Source organism: Halomonas sp. THAF12 (assembly GCF_009363675.1).
GTDB lineage: Bacteria > Pseudomonadota > Gammaproteobacteria > Pseudomonadales > Halomonadaceae > Halomonas > Halomonas smyrnensis.
Window position 1 is genome coordinate 3,442,858 of the sequence record NZ_CP045399.1, and the last position, 20,504, is coordinate 3,463,361.

Genomic DNA, 20,504 nt, shown 5'->3' on the forward strand with positions numbered 1-20,504 from the left:
CGAGGTAGGAATGGACAGGATTCTGGTCAGGGGTGCTCGCACCCACAACCTCAAGCAGATCGACGTCGAGCTGCCCCGGGACAAGCTGATCGTGGTCACCGGGCTGTCGGGCTCCGGCAAGTCGTCACTGGCCTTCGACACCCTCTATGCCGAGGGCCAGCGGCGCTACGTGGAGTCGCTCTCCACCTACGCCCGGCAGTTCCTGTCGATGATGGAGAAGCCCGACGTCGACCACATCGAGGGCCTGTCGCCGGCGATCTCCATCGAGCAGAAGTCGACCTCCCACAACCCGCGCTCCACCGTGGGCACCATCACCGAGATCTACGACTACCTGCGCCTGCTGTTCGCCCGCGCCGGCACGCCGCGCTGCCCCGAGCACGGCGAGGATCTCGAGGCCCAGACCATCTCGCAGATGGTCGACCAGGTGACGGCACTGCCCGAGGGCAGCAAGCTGATGCTGCTGGCCCCGGTGGTCAGCGGCCGCAAGGGCGAGCACCTGCAGCTGCTGGCCGAACTGCGTGCCCAGGGCTTCGTGCGCGCCATGGTCGACGGCCAGGTGCTCGAGCTCGACGACATCGCCCCGCTCGACAAGAACAAGAAGCACGACATCAGCGTGGTGGTGGACCGCATCAAGGTCCGCGAGGGCCTGGAGCAGCGCCTGGCCGAGTCCTTCGAGACCGCCCTGGGGCTGGCCGACGGCACCGCGCTGATCCACTTCATGGACGGCGAGCGCGACGACATCGCCTTCTCCTCGCGCTTCGCCTGCCCGGTGTGCGGCTACTCGATCTCCGAGCTCGAGCCGCGGATGTTCTCGTTCAACAACCCGGCCGGCGCCTGCTCGAGCTGCGACGGCCTGGGCGTGCAGCAGTACTTCGACCCGGACAAGCTGATCAGCCATCCCGAGCTGTCGCTGGCCGAGGGCGTCATCAAGGGCTGGGACCGTCGCAGCGTCTACTACTTCAACCAGCTGCAGGCGGTGGCGGACCACTACCGCTTCACCCTGGAGACGCCCTGGCAGGACCTCGCCCGCCACGAGCGCGAGGTCATCCTGCACGGCAGCGGCAGCGACGAGATCGCCTTCCACTACGTCAACGACCGCGGCCGCAAGGTCACCCGCGAGCATCCGTTCGAGGGCGTGCTGCCCAACATGCAGCGCCGCTACCGCGAGACCGAGTCGAGCTCGGTGCGCGAGGAGCTGGCTCGCCACATCGCCGTGCAGCCCTGCCCGACCTGCCACGGCTCTCGGCTGCGCAAGGAGTCGCGCCACGTCTACATCGACGACCAGACCCTGCCCGACGTGGTGCGCCTGCCGATCGGCGAGGGGCTGTCCTACTTCCAGGCCCTGTCGCTGCCGGGGCGCAAGGGCGAGATCGCCGAGAAGATCCTCAACGAGATCCGCGCGCGCCTCGAATTCCTGGTCAACGTCGGGCTCGACTACCTCAACCTCGAGCGCAGCGCCGAGACCCTGTCCGGCGGCGAGGCCCAGCGCATCCGCCTGGCCAGCCAGATCGGCGCCGGCCTGGTCGGGGTGATGTACATCCTCGACGAGCCCTCCATCGGCCTGCACCAGCGCGACAACGACCGCCTGCTGCACACCCTCGAGCACCTGCGCGACCTGGGCAACACCGTGATCGTGGTCGAGCACGACGAGGACGCCATCCGCGCCGCCGACCACGTGCTCGACATCGGCCCCGGCGCCGGCGTCCACGGCGGCCGGGTGGTGGCCGAGGGCACGCCCGAGCAGGTCATGGCCACGCCGGACTCGCTGACCGGCCAGTACCTGTCCGGCGAGAAGCGCATCGAGGTGCCGCCCTGGCGCATCCCGGGCAACCCCGAGAAGCAGGTGGTACTGCACGGCGCCCGGGGCAACAACCTGCAGGACGTGACGCTGAACCTGCCGCTGGGACTGTTCGTGTGCGTGACCGGGGTCTCCGGCTCCGGCAAGTCGACGCTGATCAACTCCACGCTGATGCCGATCGCCGCCCGCGAGCTCAACCGCGCCACGGCGCTGAGCCCGGCGGCCCACGACCGCATCGAGGGCCTCGAGCACCTGGACAAGGTGATCGACATTGACCAGAGCCCGATCGGCCGCACGCCGCGCTCCAATCCGGCCACCTACACCGGCATCTTCACCCCGATCCGCGAACTCTTCGCCGGCACCCAGGAGGCGCGCTCCCGCGGCTACAAGCCCGGCCGCTTCTCGTTCAACGTCAAGGGCGGGCGCTGCGAGGCCTGCCAGGGCGAGGGCATGATCAAGGTGGAGATGCACTTCCTGCCGGACATCTACGTGCCCTGCGACGTGTGCAAGGGCAAGCGCTACAACCGCGAGACCCTCGAGGTGCAGTACAAGGGCAAGAGCATCCACGAGGTGCTGGAGATGACCGTCGAGGAGGCGCTCGAGTTCTTCAGCCCGGTCCCGGCCATCGCCCGCCGCCTGCAGACGCTGATGGACGTGGGACTGTCCTACATCCGCCTGGGCCAGAGCGCCACCACGCTGTCCGGCGGCGAGGCCCAGCGCGTCAAGCTGGCCCGGGAGCTGGCCAAGCGCGACACCGGCAAGACGCTCTACATCCTCGACGAACCCACCACCGGCCTGCACTTCGAGGACATCCGCCAGCTCTTGACGGTGCTCCACCGCCTGCGCGACCACGGCAACACCATCGTGGTGATCGAGCACAACCTGGACGTGATCAAGACCGCCGACTGGCTGATCGACCTAGGCCCCGAAGGCGGCTCCGGCGGCGGGCGGATCATCGCCGAGGGCACGCCGGAGCAGGTCGCCCGTGAGGAGACCTCCCACACCGGGCGCTTCCTCCAGCCGCTGTTGGCGCGGGTCGCGCCCGCCTCCGGCCAGGGCGACAAGGACCGTCAACCCGCCTGAGGCCAGCCATGAACCGGGCAACGCAACGGGAAGCCGAAAGGCATCACTTGCGTTGCCCGCCCCATCCACAGACCGCGTCGGTCGCGCCCCGCGTGCCGGCGCTCGTTCGGCACGACGCCACCTCTCACATCACGCCCCTCCGGTGCCGACCGACGCCAGACAGGCCCAAGACGAAGGACCGGCGCCCTGAGGACGCCGGCTGGCAACGGATGACCGCCATCATCTCCCCGCGAGCAACAGCGAGATGTCGGGCAGATAGGTGATGGCCAGCAGCAGGGCAATCATCGCCACGAAATACGGGATAATGGCCGCAGACACCTCCATGATCTTGACGCCGGACACCGAAGAGGCGACGAACAGGTTGACCCCCAGGGGCGGCGTACAGAAGCCGATGGCCAGGTTGACCGTCATGATCACCCCGAAGTGGATCGGGTCGACCCCCGCAGCGGCGGCCACCGGCAACAGCAACGGCGTCAGGATGATGATCGCCGCGATGGTCTCCATGAACATCCCCACCACCAGCAGCAGCAGGTTCACCAACAGCAGCAGCACCAGCGGGTTGGTCGAGAAGTCGGTGATGGCGGCGGCCAGGTCATTGGGGACCTGGGCGATGGTCAGCAACTGGCCGAAGCCTCCGGCCACCACCACCAGAATCAGGATTTGACCGCTGGTCGCGGCGCTGCGCGCAAAGACCCTGGGCAGCTCCGACAGACGAATATCGCCGTAGACGAAGACGCCAACGATGATCGCATAGATCACCGCCACGCCTCCCGCCTCGGTCGGCGTGAAGATGCCGCCATAGATGCCCCCCAGGATGATCACAGGCACCAGCAGCGCCCAGATAGACTCGCGCAGCGAGGTCGATACCGCCCGTCCGGAGAAGCTCGTCCGCTCTTCCAGCAGCTTGCGGTTGTGCCGGAGCATCAAGCGAGCCGTCGCCATGTAGGCGACGCCGAACAAGACGCCGGGGACAATTCCCGCCATGAACAGCTGGCCGATCGACACCTCCGCCGAGACGCCGTAGATGATGAACGGGATGGACGGCGGGATCATCACGCCCACCATGCCGCCGGCCGCGGTCAGGGCCGACGAGAAGCGACGGGGATAGCCGACCTTCTCCATCTCCGGCACCATGTTCGAGCCGATCGCCGCGACGGTGGCCGGGGACGAGCCCGAGATGGCAGCGAAGAAGCAACAGGCCAGCACGTTGACGTAGGCCAGGCCGCCCTTGACGTGCCCCACCAGGGAGTAGGCGAAGCCGACGATACGTCGGGACATGCCCCCCATCTGCATCAGATCGCCGGCCAGCACGAACAGCGGTACCGCGATCAGCGGAAAGGAGTCCGCTGCCGTCACCAGCGAGCGCGCCAGCAGCACCACGGGCGGAGCCCCATCGACCAACAGCATGACCAGCAGGGTCGCCAATCCCATGGCCATGGCGACGGGCATGCTGATGGCGATGAAAGCAAACAGCATGCCGATCAATGAAAGAGCGATCATGGCGCACCTCCTTCGAGACTGTCCTGAGAGACCCGCCACGACGACCAGCAGTGTTGCAGGATGCGAAAAGCGGATAGCAGGGCGCCGGCGGGCGCCGACGCGTAGTAGAGCGGCACCGGCATCTGCAGGACCACCGATACCTGGCTGCGCACCATGGGATTGAGCATCAACTCGATGCAGTGGATGCTGATCGTGACCAGAAACGCCACGACCGCCAGCCGCACCACCAGGGTCAGCCGCCGCTGTGCGGCCTCGGGAAGCCGCTCCTTCAAGAAGGCGATCTCGATGTGCCGGTCCTGGCGAAAGACATAGCTCACGGCCATCCAGATGAACCAGATGAACAGCCAGCCCACCAGCTCTTCCCCCCAGGACAGGGAGGCATTCAGCACGTAACGTGCCAGCACATTGGCACACACCAGCGCGACGATCAGCGCCAGCAGCACCACCGACAGGCTCTCTTCCAGTCGTTCATTCAGCCAACGAATCATCGGCGTGTCCTCGGGTTGCCGGCTTGGCCGGCCGGCCGAGAGACGCTCGCCGTGGCGAGGTCTCCGGCACGGTCGACGCACCGGTCTAGTGCGTGATCACTGGCTGCCGGCGCCATCGATGGCGGCCATCCAGCCATCGAAGACCTCGGCACCGATACGCTCGCGGTACTGGGCGTTGACGTCTTCGGCGATGGCGGCGAAGGCCTGGTACTGCTCGTCGGACAGCTCGGACACCTCGACCCCCTGCTCCTGGATACGCGCCAGATGGCCGGCGTCTTCCGCGGCGACCAGTTCGCGGTCATAGGCGATGGCCTGGTCCATCGACTGCTGGATCAGCTGCTGCTGGTCGTCGGGCAGGGACGCGTAGAAGGCCCTGGAGATGACCGGCGTGTAGACGGTGAAGATATGCCCGGACAGGGTCAGGTAGTCCTGCACCTCATGAAAGCGCTGGGTATCGATCAGCGAAAGCGGGTTTTCCTGACCGTCGATGACCCCTTGCTGCAGGGCGGAATAGACCTCGCCGAAGTTCATCGGCGTCGGGTTGGCGCCCAGCGCCTTGAAGGTATCGACATGGGCCGGCACCTTCATCGTGCGCAGCTTGATTCCTTCGAGATCTTCCGGTGATTCGATGGGCCGCACGTTGTTGGTGATATGCCGCATGCCGCTCTCCACCCACCCGAGCCCCTTCAACCCGAGCGCATCGAGGCGCGCCAGCAGGGCATCGCCCTCGGGGCCGTCGAGCACCGCGAGCGCCGCGGTCTTGTCCGGGTAGATATAAGGCAGTTCGACCACGCCAAAGGCCGGGTCCCAGTTGGTGAAGAACGACGACGGCGACACCGCCATCTCCAGGATGCCGGTCTGCACCCCTTCGATCATGGCTCGGTCGGGGCCCATCTGGGAGGATGGAAAGATCTGAACGTCGATCTCGCCATCGGAGCCTTCCTCCACCAGCCGCTCGAACTCCACCATCGCCCGCGACATATGGAAATTCTCATTGGCGCCGTGCCCCAGCTTGATGACGGTAGCGGCCTGTGCGGGTGCTGCCGCAACCAGCATACCGAGAAGTAGCCATTTCTTGGTCATGTCGAACTCTCGCTGTTGTTATCGAAAGAAATTCGCCCAACTGGTATTCCAGATTTGGACTTGAAGATTGATTGATGCCAAAAGGATCTGTCAAGGCAGCCTGGCCCCCGGGGCAGACTGCGGCCGGAATCGCGTCATGGCCTGCCTGATTCGCCTCGCCCCCTCTCCGCTCCGTAAAGGGCACACAGACACACTGCTATAACTCTGTTTTTGTTGAATTATTGTCGAAAACATACGGCCAACATCACTCCAGCAGGATCCTTCATCCGGCCCCCTTGGCGGCCATGCCACGCCCCCTCCCGGTGAGACCAATGTCTAACTGGCCGACCGACCATTCGTCTTTGACAGGCACGAATCAGCTTGTATATTTCCTCATATCTGGTGCCTGGTACACCAGTTGAGCGACAACACTTCACGACGACAAACAATGATGAGGTAGTGCCATGTCAGCCAGACCGAAGGTGGTCATCACCGATCACGACTTCGCCGACGTCGAGCTGGAGCGGGAGATTCTCGAGCGGGCGGGCGCGGAGGTGGTGGCGCTGCAGGCCAAGTCGGAACAGGACCTGCTGGAACACGCGCACGACTGCGCCGCCATGATCAACCAGTACGCCTACATCGGCGCCACCACCATCGCCGCCATGCAGCAGTGCCGGGTCATCGCCCGTTACGGTGTCGGCACCGATATCGTCGACGTGGCGGCGGCCACCGCCAAGGGCATCCAGGTCACCAATGTCCGTGACTATTGCACCGAGGAAGTGGCCGACCACGCCATCAGCCTGTGGCTCGCCCTGGCACGAGGGCTCTTCGCCTACAACCGCGCCACCCACCGGGGCGAGTGGCATTGGCAGAGCGCGGCCCCCCTGCACCGCCTGCGCGGACAGACCATCGGCATCGTGTCCTTCGGCGCCATCGGCCAGGCCATCGCCCGGCGCGCCCGAGCCTTCGGCGTCAAGGTGATCGTGCATGATCCCTATGTCGACGCGACCACCGTCGCGGAACACAAGGTGGCGGCGGTCAGCAAGGAAGCGCTGGTGGCCGAAGCCGACGTGGTGATGATGCAGGTGCCGATGACCTCGGAGACTCGCCACTTCCTGAGCGAGCAGGAATTCCGCGCGATGAAGCCCAATGCCCTGGTGGTGTGCACCGGGCGCGGCCCCACCATCGACAATCACGCGCTCTACCGGGCGCTGTCCGAAGGCTGGATCGCCGGCGCGGGCCTCGACGACCCCGAGGAGGAGCCCGCCAAGCGCAAGCACTGGTCCCCGGATGACAATCCGCTGTTCTCCCTGCCCAACGTCATCGTGACTCCCCACGCCGCCTATTACTCGGAGGAATCCCTGCGCGCGGCCCGCACCATCGCCGCCCAGGAAGTCGCCCGGGTGCTGTCGAAGCAGGCCCCTCTCAATCCCGTCAACACCCCGATCCGCTAACCCAGAGGAATACCGAGATGCTCAAGCAATTCCATGATTTTCAGCGCAATCCGGAACTCCTGGAGAAGTTCGACAAGGTGCTGTCCTACTACTCCGCCACGGCGGTCTTCGCCGACTCCCAGTACCGCACCGGGGTGATGGACAGCGGCATCAAGCCCGCCTTCCGCGCCAAGGTCTGCGGCCAGGCACTCACCGTGCAGCTGTCCAAGGGCGACCTGGTCGACCCCCTCAAGGCACTGGAAATGGGCCAGCCCGGCGACATCATCGTGGTCGACGCCGGCGGCGACCCCAACACCTCGGTCTGCGGCGGCCTGATGGGCGCGCTGGCCCAGAACCGGGGCATCCGCGCCATGGTGGTGGACGGCGCCGGCCGCGACACCGATGAGCTGGAAGACATCCAGTGGCCGATCTGGACCCGCGCCATCACCCCTCGCGGCACTCACACCATGTTCTCCGAACGCAAGGAAGAGCTGTCGATCAACGTGCCCATCGCCTGCGGCGGGGTGCCGGTCAATCCGGGTGACTTCATCGTCGCCGATGTCATGGGCGTGACCGTGATTCCGCTGGCCAGAGCGGCCGAGGTCGTGAAGCTGGCCCAGGAACAGGCCGAGCGTGAGGAGGCCACCCGTGAATGGGTCCAGCAGGGCAAGACCGTCGAGGACCTGCTGGCCGAGTTCGGGAGGATCTGACATGTCGTCTCCCGCCATGATCGGCATCGACTGGGGGACCTCATCGTTTCGTGCAAGCCTCGTCGCCCACCACGGCGAGGCGCTCGAAAGCCGCGAGAGCCCTCACGGGATTCTCGCGGTTCCCGACCGGGACTTTGCCGGTTTCCTGACCCGCACCCTTGCCCCCTGGCTGGAGGCCCACCCGGGCCTGCCGGTACTCGCCTCGGGCATGATCACCAGCCGCAATGGCTGGATCGAGACGCCCTATCAGCCTCTCCCCCTCGGCATCGACGAGCTGGCCCGCTCGCTGGTGAGCAAGGAGATCCCGTCCCTGGGCAGGGTCCACTTCATCACCGGCGCGGCCCTGTCCCCGGAGGGCGAGCGGCCGGACGTCCTCCGCGGCGAGGAAACCGAGATCTTCGGCTACCTGACGACCCATGGCGTCCGCGACGGCACCTTCCTGCTGCCCGGCACCCACAACAAGTGGCTGACGGTCGAGAGCGGCCGAATCACCCGGTTCGTCACCTGCATGACGGGGGAACTCTTCGCGCTGCTGCGCCAATACTCCCTGCTCGGCCGCATCATGGCCGAGGGCGAGTTCGCCCCCGAGGCGTTTCGACGCGGCCTGGAGACCGCCCGACGATATCCCGGCGAACTACTGGCCACGCTGTTCACCACGCGGTCCCTGACCCTGTTCGACCGGCTGTCGGAAGACGAGAGCAGAGACTATCTGTCGGGGCTGCTGATCGGCGAGGAATGCCTCGCCCAACTGCGCCACCGGCCAACGCCGGACGGGGTGACCATCATCGGGCAGCACGAGCTCGCCGAGCGCTATCGTCTCGCCACCGAATTTCTCGCACTTCCATCTACCATTGCCACACCCGGCCTGTCGCGGCACGGGCAGCTGGCCATCGCACGAGCCGCGGAGCTGCTCCCATGCTGAACTGGCAACAGGCCTTCGATGCCTGCCCCCTGATCGCCATTCTTCGAGGCATCACCCCGGACGAGGTCGTACCGGTGGCCGACGCCCTGATCGACGAGGGATTCCACCTGATCGAGGTGCCTCTGAATTCGCCCAACCCGATCGACAGCATTCAGCGGCTGGCGACCCATGTGGGCGACCGCGCCCTGGTGGGGGCGGGCACGGTGATCGCATCAAGCAGGGTAGCCGAGATCGAGGAGGCGGGAGGGCGCCTGATCATCGCGCCCAACCTGGACCCCAGGGTCGCCACGGAGACCACGCGCCGTGGCCTCTGCTACGGCCCCGGCGTGGGCACCGTGAGCGAGGTCTATGCCGCCATCGAGGCGAATGCCGGCTTCCTCAAGCTGTTTCCCGCCGAGGCGATCTCGCCTGACGCCGTCAAGGCGATACGCGCCGTGCTTCCCCGGCAGGTGCCGCTGCTCCCCGTCGGCGGCATCACCCCGGCGACGATGACAGGCTATCTTGCCGCGGGAGCCCAGGGGTTCGGTCTCGGCGGCGCCCTCTATCAGCCGGGATTCACCCCGGAGGAGGTGGCCCGTCGAGCTCGAGAATTCTTCGATGTCTATCGTCAGTGGTGCGCCAGAGCCGCGCCCGACCTAGGTCGATAGCTTGCCCCACCATAGGTCCCCCTCCAGGAGGCTCACATGATCATCGAGCACATCAACGTCTATACCATGACGTCCGAACTGCCCCGGCCCTTCGCCTTCTCCCAGCAATGGGTCACCCGACGCTCCGCCACCCTGGTCGAGGTCGTGACAGCAGACGGTCAGAGCGGCTGGGGAGAGGCGCTGTGCGCCGGGCTGCTGGAGCCGGAACTGGCCGCCTCGGTACTCAAGCACGTGATCACGCCACGGGTCATCGGGCGCTCGGTGTTCGACACCGAGGTCATCTGGCATGAGCTCTACAATCACACCCGGGACTACGGTCGCAAAGGCATCGTGATCGCCGCCATCAGCGCCCTCGATATCGCACTGTGGGACCTGAAGGGGCAGGCAACCCAGCAACCCGTTGCCGCCTTGCTGGGCGGCAGCTTCCGCCAGCGGATCCCCGCCTATGCCACGGGCTTCTTTCGCACGGAGCTCGGGGACGACACCAGCGGCCTGGTCGAGGAGGCACGACGCCATCGAGACGCGGGCTTTAGCAGCATGAAGATCAAGCTGGGCTTCGGGATAGCCGCCGACCTCAGGGCCATGACCGACATTCACGACGCCATGGGGAACGACGTCGAGCTGATGATCGATGCCAATCACGCCTATACGACCAGCGAGGCGGCACTGCTGGCGGAAGGCCTCAAGGATTTCTCGCTGCGCTGGTTCGAGGAACCGGTGAATCCCGATGACAAGGAGGGCTATCGCCTGCTGCGGCAGCGGACCCGGATCCCGCTGGCCGCGGGAGAGGCCGAATTCACCATGTACGGCTTCCGTGACCTGCTCGCCGGACGCTGCATCGACATCGCCCAGCCGGACGTGGCCATGGCCGGGGGCCTGACCGCCATGCAGCACATCACCGCCCTGGCACTGGCCAACGGCATTCAGGTCAACCCGCATGTCTGGGGCACCGCTATCGGCCAGTACGCCTCCTTGCACGCCATCGCGTCTACGCCGCTGGTCAACCCCACCCTCTGCGCGCGGGGACCGATCTTCGAATACGACACCTCGGCGCACCCCTTCCGCTCGGACCTTGTCACCCATCCGGTCCTTCAGACCGACGGCTCGGTGGAGGTACCCACCGGGCCTGGGCTGGGCCTGACCCTTGATCGGGACTTCCTGGATGAGCACGCACGGCGCTACTGACCCCTCCCCCGCATTCGATTCCTTGTCTCATCCCGGCTCACCGCTACGCTCTCGCTCGAGCCACTGGCTCGGGATGCGGCCACCCGGCTGACGGCCGTGGCCTGTCTTGCCCATCTGATGGGCATCTGGTATACCAGATGCCCATACCCCGCGGCCACACGCTGCCTGTGACGGCCAGCTCCGCACTCTTCGAGCCGATAGGATCAAGATGCAAGACTTTGAACGTCCCCCCTCCCTTGGCACCATGGTCACCGACCATGTACGCAACATGATCGTGCGAGGCGAGCTGGCCCTTGGTGAGTCCATCTCCGAGCGAGGCATCTCGGCCCTGCTCAATGTGTCCAAGACCCCTGTGCGAGAAGCGCTGACCCGCCTGAAGCATGAGGGCCTGGTGATCATCAAGCCGCAATCCGGCGCCCAGGTCTTTACCCTCAGTGCCCGCGAGGTCAGAAACATCAGCACCTTCCGGAGTACTCTCGAATCGGCCGCCGTGGAGCTGGCCATCGAGTTCGACCACTCGGGTCTCACCGAGGAGCTCAGGCGAATCGAGAGCCAGATGCAGGTGGCTCACGGTTCCGGGCACATCAGCGAGTACCTCGACCTAGATTCGGAGTTTCACCTGGCGTTCTTCACCCACTGTGGCAATCCTTACCTGAAGAGCGCCTACGAGCAATACGCCGGCAAGATCGCCGCCCTCAGAACGCATCTCGCCACCAAGCCCGACCACACCCGAAAGTCCCTCAAGGAACACGGCGAGATCGTCGACACCATCATGGCCAGGGATATCCCCGCCCTGCGCACACTACTGGACCACCATATCGGCCGGACTCAACGGAGCTACGAGATCGGCGTAGAGGACATCTCCAAGCAATGAGGCCTCGGCCCCGCCTTCGGCAAGCCGGGATTCGCCCGGAAGCCAAGGAGGCCGGGGCCCAGACCAGCGTTACACATCGCCGAGACATAAAAAAAACCGGCTCCCTGGGGAGCCGGTTTCGTGTCGGACCTTGAGGTCGCGCGCGAGGATCAATCCTCGGCGGCTTCCTCAACGACCGGACGGTCGACCAGTTCGACGTAGGCCATGGGGGCGTTGTCGCCGGTGCGGAAACCGCACTTCAGCACACGGACGTAACCGCCCGGGCGATTGGCGTAACGCGGACCCAGCTCGTTGAAGAGCTTGCCGACCGCTTCCTTGGAGCGGGTGCGGCTGAAGGCCAGACGACGGTTGGCGACGCTGTCCTGCTTGGCCAGAGTGATGAGCGGCTCGATGTGACGACGCAGCTCTTTGGCCTTGGGCAGGGTTGTCTTGATCACCTCGTGCTCGACCAGCGACACGCTCATGTTCTTGAACATGGCCTGGCGGTGCGAGCTGGTGCGATTCAGGTGACGACCACTCTTACGATGACGCATGGTTGTGATTCCTTACCAAACTGGGACTCGAGTCGACGCTCACGCGGAGGCCTTGTCGTCCTTCAGGCTAGCGGGCGGCCAATTTTCCAGCCGCATACCCAGGGACAGACCACGGGCGGCCAACACGTCCTTGATTTCGTTCAGGGACTTCTTGCCGAGATTCGGGGTCTTCAGCAGCTCCACCTCGGTGCGCTGGATCAGGTCCCCGATGTAGTAGATGTTCTCGGCCTTCAGGCAGTTGGCGCTGCGGACGGTCAACTCGAGATCGTCTACGGGGCGCAGCAGGATCGGATCGATGTGATCCTCTTCCTCTTCCACTTCCTGTTCCTTGTCGGCTTCCAGGTCGACGAACGCGGCCAGCTGCTCTTGCAGGATAGTCGCGCTGCGACGGATCGCCTCTTCCGGATCCAGGGTGCCGTCGGTTTCCAGATTGAGAATCAGCTTGTCGAGGTCGGTGCGCTGTTCGACACGCGCGGCCTCGACGTTATAGGAAACCCGACGCACGGGGCTGAAGGTCGCATCCAGCTGCAGGCGGCCGATGGCGCGAGACTCGTCGTCGGCGTCGCCACGAACGTCCGCCGGCTCATAGCCGCGGCCGCGGGCCACCTTGAGCTGCATCTTCAGCTCGGCGCCTTCGTTGACGTGCGCGATGACGTGCTCGGGGTTGACGATCTCGACGTCGTGGTCGAGGGCGATGTCACCCGCGGTCACGATGGCCGGGCCCTGCTTGTTCAGCGAGAGCACCGCCTCGTCGCGGCTGTGCATCTTGATCGCCACGTCCTTGAGGTTCAGGAGGATTTCGATGACATCTTCCTGGACGCCCTCGATCGCGCTGTACTCGTGGTCGACACCGGCGATCTCGGCTTCCACCACGGCACAGCCGGGCATGGACGAGAGCAGGATACGACGCAGAGCGTTGCCCAGAGTGTGACCGAAGCCACGCTCGAAGGGCTCGAGCACGATCTTTGCGTGGTGCGCGTTGATCTCTTCGACCTTGATGTCGCGAGGACGGAGAAACTCTGTCACTGAACGCTGCATGATGAATACCTTTCAGGCTGCCAAACGGATACTCGGTACTGAAGGCCGCCCACCCCGCGGGGAGGGCGGCGCGGCGATCGCCGCTTACTTCGAGTACAGCTCGACGATCAGTTGCTCATTGATGTCGGCAGACAGGTCACCGCGTTCAGGCAGAGCCTTGAAAGTGCCTTCCATCTTCTTGGCATCGACCTCGACCCAGGCGACATCGCCACGGTTGGCGGCGATGCTCAGGGCGTTCTGGATACGCGCCTGGTTCTTGGCCTTTTCGCGGACGGAGACCACGTCACCCGGCTTGACCTGGTAGGAGGCCACGTTGACGGTCTTGCCGTTGACGGCGATCGCCTTGTGGCTCACCAGCTGGCGGGCCTCGGAGCGAGTGGCGCCGTAGCCCATGCGGTAGACGACGTTGTCCAGTCGGGATTCGAGAAGCTGCAGCAACAGCTCACCGGTCGCGCCCTTCAGACGGGCCGCTTCCTTGTAGTAGTTGCGGAACTGCTTCTCGAGCACGCCGTACATGCGGCGTACTTTCTGCTTCTCGCGAAGCTGCAAGCCGTAGTCGGAAATCCGCTGACGACGCTGGCCGTGCACACCCGGGATCTGCTCGGATTTGCACTTCTTCTCGAAGGGAGTGACACCGCTCTTCAGGAAGAGGTCGGTGCCTTCACGACGAGACAGTTTGCACTTCGGTCCAATATAACGAGCCATGAATCTGTCTCCTTAAACGCGGCGTTTCTTCGGCGGACGGCAGCCATTGTGCGGAATGGGCGTCGCGTCGGTGATGCTTTGCACGCGGAAGCCGGCGGCATTCAGTGCACGCACGGCGGATTCACGGCCCGGACCGGGGCCTTTGACCAGCACGTCGACGTTTTTCACACCATACTCGGCTGCAGCGGTCGCTGCACGTTCACTTGCCACTTGGGCAGCGAACGGGGTGCTCTTGCGAGAACCACGAAAACCCGAACCACCGGCAGTCGCCCAGGAAAGGGCGTTGCCCTGGCGGTCTGTGATCGTAATGATCGTGTTGTTAAAAGAGGCGTGGATATGCGCGACGGCATCCACGACCTGCTTTTTAACCTTTTTACGGTTGCTACGCGGGTTAGCCATGTTGATGTCAATTCCTGTCGTTACGCAGAACGTGCGTGTTATTTGCGAATCGGCTTACGCGGACCCTTACGGGTGCGCGCATTGGTCTTGGTCCGCTGACCCTTCAGCGGGAGACCACGACGATGACGCAGACCACGATAGCAACCCAGGTCCATGAGACGCTTGATGTTCAGCGTCACATCACGACGAAGATCGCCTTCAACGGTGTACTTACCGACTTCGGAACGCAGGGTGTCGACTTCGTCAGAAGACAGCTCCTGGATCTTGGTGGTCGGCGCAATGCCGGCCGCGACACAGATTTCCTGAGCGCGAGTGCGGCCAATCCCGAAGATATAGGTCAGCGAGATCGCCGCATGCTTGTTGTCCGGGATATTGACGCCTGCAATACGGGCCATCAGCTTACTCCGAAATTTGAGCGGCTTGCTCGATTAGTCATCTACAAAAGGCGCAACAGCATACCCCTTTACCCTGCGAAGGGCAAGGGGCATGCCGGCACCCGGTTTAGTGCAGTGTCAGGGATCAGCCCTGACGCTGCTTGTGCCGCGGCTCGCTGCAGATGACGCGCACGGCGCCATTGCGACGAATGATCTTGCAGTTACGGCACATTTTCTTCACGGAAGCTCGAACTTTCATCGTTCCTCTCCATTGTTGGCCCGCGTCGCGAGCCAACAATTCAGCTCGCGGCGCGCCAATTCACCAGCGGCGCACTCAGCGCGTGATGCCGCCGCTGCCGTAGCCTTTCAGGTTGGACTTCTTCATCACCGAATCGTACTGATGCGACATGAGGTGCGACTGCACCTGGGCCATGAAGTCCATGATGACCACCACCACGATCAGCAACGAAGTACCGCCGAAGAAGAACGGTACGTTCCAGGCCACGATCAGGAACTGGGGCATCAGGGAAACAGCAGTGATGTAGAGGGCACCGAACAGGGTCAGACGGGTCATGACCTTGTCGACGTAGCGAGCGGTCTGCTCGCCGGGGCGGATGCCCGGAAGGAAGGCCCCCGACTTCTTGAGGTTGTCGGCGACGTCCTTGGGATTGAAGACCAGCGCTGTGTAAAAGAAGCAGAAGAATACCACCGCTGCCGCGAAAAGCAAGATGTACAGCGGCTGACCCGGGCCAAGAGCCTGGGATGCACGCTGCAGCCACTCCATGCCGTCCCCGGCACCGACCCACTGACCCAGCGATGCCGGGAACAGCAGGATGCTCGAGGCGAAGATCGCCGGAATCACGCCCGCCATGTTGACCTTGAGCGGCAGATAGCTGCTCTGGCCGGCGTACATCTTGTTGCCGACCTGGCGACGCGGATAGTTCACCGTGATGCGGCGTTGACCGCGCTCGATGAACACCACGAAGGCCACGGTGGCGATGCCCAGAAGGGACAAGGCCAGCAGCGGCAGCACGTTCCATGCGCCTTCATTACGGGCCAGTTCGAAGGCCTGGCCCACGGCCCCCGGCAGACCGGCGACGATCCCCGCGAAGATCAGCAGCGAGATGCCGTTGCCGATGCCCTTCTCGGTGATCTGCTCGCCCAGCCACATCATGAACACCGCGCCGCACACGAAGGTGACGACGGCGGTGAAATAGAAGCTGAAGTCGGCCGTGTAGGCAATACCCTGGCTCGCCAGGCCCACCGACATGCCGGTGGCCTGGACGAGAGCCAGCAGTACGGTGCCGTAGCGGGTGTACTGGCTGATCTTGCGACGACCGGCCTCGCCCTCCTTCTTCAGCTGCTCCAGCTGAGGCGAGACGGCGGTCAGCAGCTGCATGATGATCGACGCGGAGATGTACGGCATGATGCCGAGTGCGAAGATACTCATGCGCTCCAGGGCACCGCCCGAGAACATGTTGAACATGCCCAGGATGGTGCCCTGCTGCTCCCTGAACAAGGCAGCAAGCTGGTCAGGATTGATACCGGGAACGGGGATGTGGGCACCGATACGGTAGACCACGATGGCGAGGAGCACGAAGCGCAGACGCGCCCAGAGTTCACTCAGACCGCTGCCCATCGCCGGCATATTTCCTGACTTGGCCATTTAGTCCTCTACCTTACCGCCGGCGGCTTCGATCGCGGCACGGGCACCCTTGGTGACCTTGAGGCCGCGGACGGTAACCGCCTTGTTCAGTTCGCCGGAAAGGATCACCTTGGCATACTGGGTGGCATCCTTCAGCACGTTGGCCTGCTTCAGGGTGTCCAGGGTGACTTCGTCACCCTCGACCCGGCCGAGTTCGGCCAGGCGGACTTCCTGGGAGACCAGCGACTTCGCGGAAGTGAAACCGAACTTCGGCAGACGACGCTGCAGCGGCATCTGGCCGCCTTCGAAGCCGGGCTTCACGCTGCCGCCGCTGCGCGACTTGAGGCCCTTGTGGCCCCGGCCACCGGTCTTGCCCAGACCGGAGCCAATGCCGCGACCGACGCGCTTTTCGGCGTGCTTGGAGCCCGGTGCCGGGCTCAGGCTATTGAGTTTCATGGATTACTCTCCCTCAACACGCACAAGGTAGTTGACCTTGTGGATCATGCCGCGAACGGCAGGGGTGTCTTCCAGTTCGACCGTGTGACCGATGCGACGCAGGCCGAGGCCCTTCATGGTGGCCTTGTGCTTGGCCAGCACGCCGATGGTGCTGCGGGTCTGGGTAACCTTGATCGTAGCTGCCATGGTACTCACCCCGTGATCGCTTCGACAGACAGACCGCGCTTGGCGGCCACGTCTTCCGGAGAGCGCTGGGCGGTCAGACCGTTGACGGTCGCACGCACCACGTTCACCGGATTGGTGGAGCCGTAGCACTTGGCCAGGACGTCATGGACGCCGGCCAGCTCGAGCACGGAGCGCATGGCGCCGCCGGCGATGATGCCGGTACCCTCGGAAGCCGGCTGCATGTACACCTTGGAGGCACCGTGACGGGCCTTGACGGCGTACTGCAGAGTGGCACCTTTCAGGTTGACCTTGACCATGTTGCGACGCGCCTGGTCCATGGCCTTCTGGATCGCGACCGGCACTTCACGCGCCTTGCCACGACCGAAGCCAACACGACCGTTACCGTCGCCGACGACGGTCAGGGCGGTGAAGCCGAAGATCCGGCCACCCTTGACCACCTTGGCGACACGGTTGACCTGCACGAGCTTTTCCTGCAGATCGCCGCTTTGCTGTTCGTTCTTCGCCATCGTAAAACCCTTTAGAATTCCAGGCCGCCTTCACGAGCGGCGTCGGCCAGGGCCTTGACACGACCGTGGTACTTGAAACCGGCACGGTCGAAGGCCACCTGGGTGATGCCTGCCTGCTTGGCCCGTTCGGCAATCAGCGCGCCGACCTTGGTGGCGGCGTCGACGTTACCGGTCGCACCCTCGCGCAGGGCCTTGTCCAGCGTGGAAGCGCTGGCCAGGACCTTGCCACCATCCGGCGAGATGATCTGCGCGTAGATGTGGCGCGGGGTACGGTTGACGCACAGGCGATACACGCCCAGCTCGCGGATCTTGGCGCGAGCGCGGCGGGCACGACGGAGACGAGATTCTTTCTTCGCGTTCATAACCCTGCCTTACTTCTTCTTGGCTTCTTTGCGGCGGACTTGCTCGTCGCCGTACCGGATACCCTTGCCCTTATAGGGCTCGGGCGGACGGTAGGCGCGAATTTCCGCGGCAACCTGGCCGAGCTTCTGCTTGTCCGCGCTCTTCAGCACGATAGTGGTGTTCTTCGGCGTTTCCGCCGTGACACCTTCAGGCAGTTCGTAGTCGACCGGGTGTGAGAAGCCCAGTGTCAGGTTCAGCGTCTGGCCCTTGGCCTGGGCACGATAACCGACGCCATTAATTTCGAGGGACTTGGTGAAGCCCTCGGAAACACCGGTGACCAGGTTCTGAACCAGGGCACGGGTGGTGCCGACCATCGCCCAGCTCTTGGCGGACTCGCTCGGCTGGAAGGTCACTTGACCTTCCTCATGAGCGATCGCCACGTCGGGGTGAACGGTCATGGACAGCGCGCCCTGGCTGCCCTTGACGGACAGCTGGTCGCCGTCGAGCTTGAGCTCGACGCCGGCGGGCACTTTAACCGGATATTTGGCTACGCGTGACATTCCAAACTCCTAGAATACGGTGCAGATGACTTCACCACCGACACCGGCCTGACGGGCCGCGCGGTCGGTCATCACACCATTGGAGGTGGTGACGATCGCGATACCCAGGCCATCGGCAACCTTGGGCAGGGAGTCCTTGCCCTTGTAGCTGCGCAGAGACGGCTTGGAAGCCCGTTGCAGATGTTCGATGACCGGCTTGCCTTCGAAGTACTTGAGGGTCACGGTCAGCGACGGCTTGGCCTCTTCGCTGACGGCATAGTCCGTGACATAACCCTCTTCCTTCAGCACGCGGGCCACCTCGACCTTGAGCTTGGAGGACGGCATGGAAACCGTCTCCTTGGTGGCCATCTGCGCATTGCGGATACGGGTGAACATATCCGCCAGAGTGTCTTGCATGCTCATTTACGTTGCGCTCCTGATGATTCTACGTGACGTTACCAGCTGGACTTCTTGAGTCCGGGCACATCGCCACGCATGGCGGCTTCACGCAGCTTGTTGCGGCCGAGGCCGAACTTGTTGTAGTAGCCGTGCGGACGGCCAGTGACGCGGCAGCGGTTGCGCTGGCGCACCGGGCTGGAGTCACGCGGCAGCTGCTGCAGCTTGAGCTGCGCATCGAAGCGCTCTTCGTCAGAAGCGTTCACGTCCTGGATGATCGCCTTGAGCTCGGCGCGCTTGGCGGCATACTTCTCCACCAGCTCGGCGCGCTTCGCCTCACGCTCTACCATGCTTTTCTTTGCCATGATCCCACCCTTATTTCTTGAACGGGAAGTTCAATGCGCTCAGCAGCGCACGACCTTCTTCATCGGTGTTGGCGGTGGTGGTGATGGTGACATCCAGACCACGGATCCGGTCGATCTTATCATACTCGATCTCCGGGAAGATGATCTGCTCACGCACCCCCATGGAATAGTTGCCACGACCGTCGAAGGACTTCGGGTTGAGACCACGGAAGTCACGAACGCGGGGGATCGCGATATTCACCAGGCGATCGAGGAAGTCCCACATGCGCTCGGAGCGCAGGGTCACCTTGATCCCGATCGGCCAGCCTTCACGCACCTTGAAGCCCGCGATGGACTTGCGCGCCTTGGTCACCAGCGGCTTTTGACCGGAGAGTTTCTCCAGGTCACCGATGGCGTTGTCGATCAGCTTCTTGTCGCTGGTCGCTTCGCCGATGCCCATGTTCAGGGTCACCTTGGTGATCCGGGGCACCTGCATAACGTTGGCGTAGCTGAACTGCTCTTGGAGCTTAGCCGCCACCTCGTTTTGATAACGTTCTTTCAAGTTCGCCATTTTGCTACCCGACTCGCGTTAGGCGTCGATCTGCGCTTGCGTCGACTTGTAGATACGTACCTTGGTACCGTCTTCCTGAACCTGGACGCCGACGCGATCTGCCTTACCGGTCTCCTGGTTGAAGATGGCCACGTTGGACGCGTGAATCGGAGCCTCGCGCTCGACGATACCGCCCTGATTACCCGCCATGGGATTGGGCTTGGTGTGACGCTTGATCATGTTCACACCGGACACGATGTAGCGGTCGTCCTGGAGGACGCGCTTCACGGTGCCACGCTTGCCCTTGTCTTTCCCGGCGATGACGACGACTTCGTCGTCACGTTTGATCTTTTGCATATCCGCCTCGCTCCTTACAGCACTTCAGGCGCCAAGGAAATGATCTTCATGAACTTCTCAGTACGAAGCTCACGGGTCACCGGACCGAAGATCCGGGTACCAATCGGCTGTTCGTTGGTGTTGTTCAACAGAACGGCCGCATTTCCATCGAAGCGGATCAGCGAACCGTCGTTACGACGGACGCCACTACGGGTGCGAACGACCACCGCTTTGAGGACCTGGCCTTTCTTGACCTTGCCACGCGGGATGGCTTCTTTCACCGTGACTTTGATGACGTCACCAACGCGGGCGTAGCGGCGGTGTGAACCGCCGAGCACCTTGATGCACTGCACCCGGCGCGCCCCGCTGTTGTCGGCGACATCCAGCATTGTCTGAGTCTGAATCATCGGTTTTCTCCAAACCTAAACTGACTGCACTGGTTCGACTGGCGTT

General features: G+C 63.8%; 27 protein-coding genes. 7 read left to right on the forward strand and 20 right to left on the reverse strand.

Annotated features, from left to right (window positions below):
• The first annotated feature begins 10 nt into the window (after positions 1-10).
• The gene (gene uvrA / locus FIU88_RS15940) at positions 11-2,881 is read left to right on the forward strand and encodes an excinuclease ABC subunit UvrA (RefSeq protein WP_152479860.1); all 2,871 of its coding nucleotides are present in this window, start codon (positions 11-13) and stop codon (positions 2,879-2,881) included.
• A 219-nt stretch (positions 2,882-3,100) separates the two neighbouring features.
• Here the strand turns inward: uvrA and FIU88_RS15945 are convergent, their stop codons facing one another.
• From FIU88_RS15945 to FIU88_RS15955, 3 genes are all read right to left on the reverse strand, one after another.
• Positions 3,101-4,381, reverse strand: coding sequence for a TRAP transporter large permease (locus tag FIU88_RS15945; protein ID WP_152479861.1), 1,281 nt, complete (start codon positions 4,379-4,381; stop codon positions 3,101-3,103).
• Positions 4,378-4,869 (reverse strand): TRAP transporter small permease, encoded by a 492-nt coding sequence (locus FIU88_RS15950; RefSeq protein WP_152479862.1) that lies wholly within the window; start codon positions 4,867-4,869, stop codon positions 4,378-4,380. Before FIU88_RS15950 ends, FIU88_RS15945 begins: the two co-directional genes overlap by 4 nt.
• 96 nt (positions 4,870-4,965) lie before the next feature.
• On the reverse strand, positions 4,966-5,952 hold the full coding sequence (locus FIU88_RS15955) for a TRAP transporter substrate-binding protein (RefSeq protein WP_152479863.1): 987 nt from the start codon (positions 5,950-5,952) through the stop codon (positions 4,966-4,968).
• A 443-nt stretch (positions 5,953-6,395) separates the two neighbouring features.
• On the opposite strand from FIU88_RS15955, the gene FIU88_RS15960 reads away from it, so the two are divergent.
• From FIU88_RS15960 to FIU88_RS15985, 6 genes are all read left to right on the forward strand, one after another.
• Positions 6,396-7,385: a C-terminal binding protein gene (locus FIU88_RS15960; RefSeq protein ID WP_152479864.1), complete on the forward strand. Its 990-nt coding sequence runs from the start codon at positions 6,396-6,398 to the stop codon at positions 7,383-7,385.
• Positions 7,386-7,402: 17 nt separating this feature from the next.
• Positions 7,403-8,074 (forward strand): RraA family protein, encoded by a 672-nt coding sequence (locus tag FIU88_RS15965; protein ID WP_152479865.1) that lies wholly within the window; start codon positions 7,403-7,405, stop codon positions 8,072-8,074.
• Between the two features lies 1 nt (position 8,075).
• Positions 8,076-8,996, forward strand: a complete 921-nt coding sequence (locus FIU88_RS15970) for a 2-dehydro-3-deoxygalactonokinase (protein WP_152479866.1) — start codon at positions 8,076-8,078, stop codon at positions 8,994-8,996.
• Complete coding sequence (locus FIU88_RS15975) at positions 8,990-9,643, forward strand: 2-dehydro-3-deoxy-6-phosphogalactonate aldolase (RefSeq protein ID WP_152479867.1); 654 nt, start codon at positions 8,990-8,992, stop codon at positions 9,641-9,643. Before FIU88_RS15970 ends, FIU88_RS15975 begins: the two co-directional genes overlap by 7 nt.
• A 36-nt stretch (positions 9,644-9,679) precedes the next feature.
• Positions 9,680-10,828 (forward strand): mandelate racemase/muconate lactonizing enzyme family protein, encoded by a 1,149-nt coding sequence (locus FIU88_RS15980; protein ID WP_152479868.1) that lies wholly within the window; start codon positions 9,680-9,682, stop codon positions 10,826-10,828.
• A 208-nt stretch (positions 10,829-11,036) separates the two neighbouring features.
• Positions 11,037-11,702 carry a GntR family transcriptional regulator gene (locus FIU88_RS15985; RefSeq protein ID WP_152479869.1) on the forward strand — a complete coding sequence of 222 codons (666 nt, stop codon included), beginning with the start codon at positions 11,037-11,039 and terminating at the stop codon, positions 11,700-11,702.
• Positions 11,703-11,851: 149 nt separating this feature from the next.
• Here the strand turns inward: FIU88_RS15985 and rplQ are convergent, their stop codons facing one another.
• The 17 genes from rplQ to rplN all read right to left on the reverse strand — a co-directional run bounded on the left by rplQ (position 11,852) and on the right by rplN (position 20,458).
• Positions 11,852-12,235 carry a 50S ribosomal protein L17 gene (gene rplQ, locus FIU88_RS15990; RefSeq protein ID WP_136248670.1) on the reverse strand — a complete coding sequence of 128 codons (384 nt, stop codon included), beginning with the start codon at positions 12,233-12,235 and terminating at the stop codon, positions 11,852-11,854.
• Between the two features lie 39 nt (positions 12,236-12,274).
• Positions 12,275-13,273, reverse strand: coding sequence for a DNA-directed RNA polymerase subunit alpha (gene rpoA / locus FIU88_RS15995; protein ID WP_016856397.1), 999 nt, complete (start codon positions 13,271-13,273; stop codon positions 12,275-12,277).
• Between the two features lie 84 nt (positions 13,274-13,357).
• Positions 13,358-13,978: a 30S ribosomal protein S4 gene (gene rpsD, locus FIU88_RS16000; protein ID WP_016856398.1), complete on the reverse strand. Its 621-nt coding sequence runs from the start codon at positions 13,976-13,978 to the stop codon at positions 13,358-13,360.
• 12 nt (positions 13,979-13,990) lie between these two features.
• On the reverse strand, positions 13,991-14,377 hold the full coding sequence (gene rpsK, locus FIU88_RS16005) for a 30S ribosomal protein S11 (RefSeq protein WP_013331014.1): 387 nt from the start codon (positions 14,375-14,377) through the stop codon (positions 13,991-13,993).
• Positions 14,378-14,415: 38 nt separating this feature from the next.
• Positions 14,416-14,772, reverse strand: coding sequence for a 30S ribosomal protein S13 (gene rpsM / locus FIU88_RS16010; RefSeq protein WP_016856399.1), 357 nt, complete (start codon positions 14,770-14,772; stop codon positions 14,416-14,418).
• Positions 14,773-14,896: 124 nt separating this feature from the next.
• The gene (rpmJ, locus tag FIU88_RS16015; RefSeq protein ID WP_008959154.1) at positions 14,897-15,010 is read right to left on the reverse strand and encodes a 50S ribosomal protein L36; all 114 of its coding nucleotides are present in this window, start codon (positions 15,008-15,010) and stop codon (positions 14,897-14,899) included.
• A 75-nt stretch (positions 15,011-15,085) separates the two neighbouring features.
• Positions 15,086-16,417, reverse strand: a complete 1,332-nt coding sequence (secY, locus tag FIU88_RS16020; RefSeq protein WP_026068603.1) for a preprotein translocase subunit SecY — start codon at positions 16,415-16,417, stop codon at positions 15,086-15,088.
• Positions 16,418-16,852 carry a 50S ribosomal protein L15 gene (rplO, locus tag FIU88_RS16025; protein WP_016856402.1) on the reverse strand — a complete coding sequence of 145 codons (435 nt, stop codon included), beginning with the start codon at positions 16,850-16,852 and terminating at the stop codon, positions 16,418-16,420.
• 3 nt (positions 16,853-16,855) lie between these two features.
• A complete protein-coding gene (gene rpmD / locus FIU88_RS16030; protein WP_016419098.1) occupies positions 16,856-17,038 on the reverse strand; it encodes a 50S ribosomal protein L30 in 183 nt (60 codons plus the stop codon).
• Positions 17,039-17,043: 5 nt separating this feature from the next.
• Positions 17,044-17,544 (reverse strand): 30S ribosomal protein S5, encoded by a 501-nt coding sequence (gene rpsE, locus FIU88_RS16035; RefSeq protein WP_016856403.1) that lies wholly within the window; start codon positions 17,542-17,544, stop codon positions 17,044-17,046.
• An 11-nt stretch (positions 17,545-17,555) separates the two neighbouring features.
• Positions 17,556-17,906 (reverse strand): 50S ribosomal protein L18, encoded by a 351-nt coding sequence (gene rplR, locus FIU88_RS16040; protein ID WP_016856404.1) that lies wholly within the window; start codon positions 17,904-17,906, stop codon positions 17,556-17,558.
• A gap of 9 nt (positions 17,907-17,915) precedes the next feature.
• The gene (gene rplF, locus FIU88_RS16045; RefSeq protein WP_016856405.1) at positions 17,916-18,446 is read right to left on the reverse strand and encodes a 50S ribosomal protein L6; all 531 of its coding nucleotides are present in this window, start codon (positions 18,444-18,446) and stop codon (positions 17,916-17,918) included.
• 9 nt (positions 18,447-18,455) lie between these two features.
• The gene (gene rpsH / locus FIU88_RS16050; RefSeq protein WP_016856406.1) at positions 18,456-18,848 is read right to left on the reverse strand and encodes a 30S ribosomal protein S8; all 393 of its coding nucleotides are present in this window, start codon (positions 18,846-18,848) and stop codon (positions 18,456-18,458) included.
• Positions 18,849-18,880: 32 nt separating this feature from the next.
• Positions 18,881-19,186 carry a 30S ribosomal protein S14 gene (gene rpsN, locus FIU88_RS16055; RefSeq protein ID WP_026068604.1) on the reverse strand — a complete coding sequence of 102 codons (306 nt, stop codon included), beginning with the start codon at positions 19,184-19,186 and terminating at the stop codon, positions 18,881-18,883.
• A 10-nt stretch (positions 19,187-19,196) separates the two neighbouring features.
• Positions 19,197-19,736: a 50S ribosomal protein L5 gene (gene rplE, locus FIU88_RS16060; protein ID WP_016856408.1), complete on the reverse strand. Its 540-nt coding sequence runs from the start codon at positions 19,734-19,736 to the stop codon at positions 19,197-19,199.
• Between the two features lie 18 nt (positions 19,737-19,754).
• Positions 19,755-20,072: a 50S ribosomal protein L24 gene (gene rplX, locus FIU88_RS16065; protein WP_016856409.1), complete on the reverse strand. Its 318-nt coding sequence runs from the start codon at positions 20,070-20,072 to the stop codon at positions 19,755-19,757.
• A gap of 14 nt (positions 20,073-20,086) precedes the next feature.
• On the reverse strand, positions 20,087-20,458 hold the full coding sequence (gene rplN / locus FIU88_RS16070) for a 50S ribosomal protein L14 (protein ID WP_016856410.1): 372 nt from the start codon (positions 20,456-20,458) through the stop codon (positions 20,087-20,089).
• Positions 20,459-20,504 lie beyond the last annotated feature (46 nt).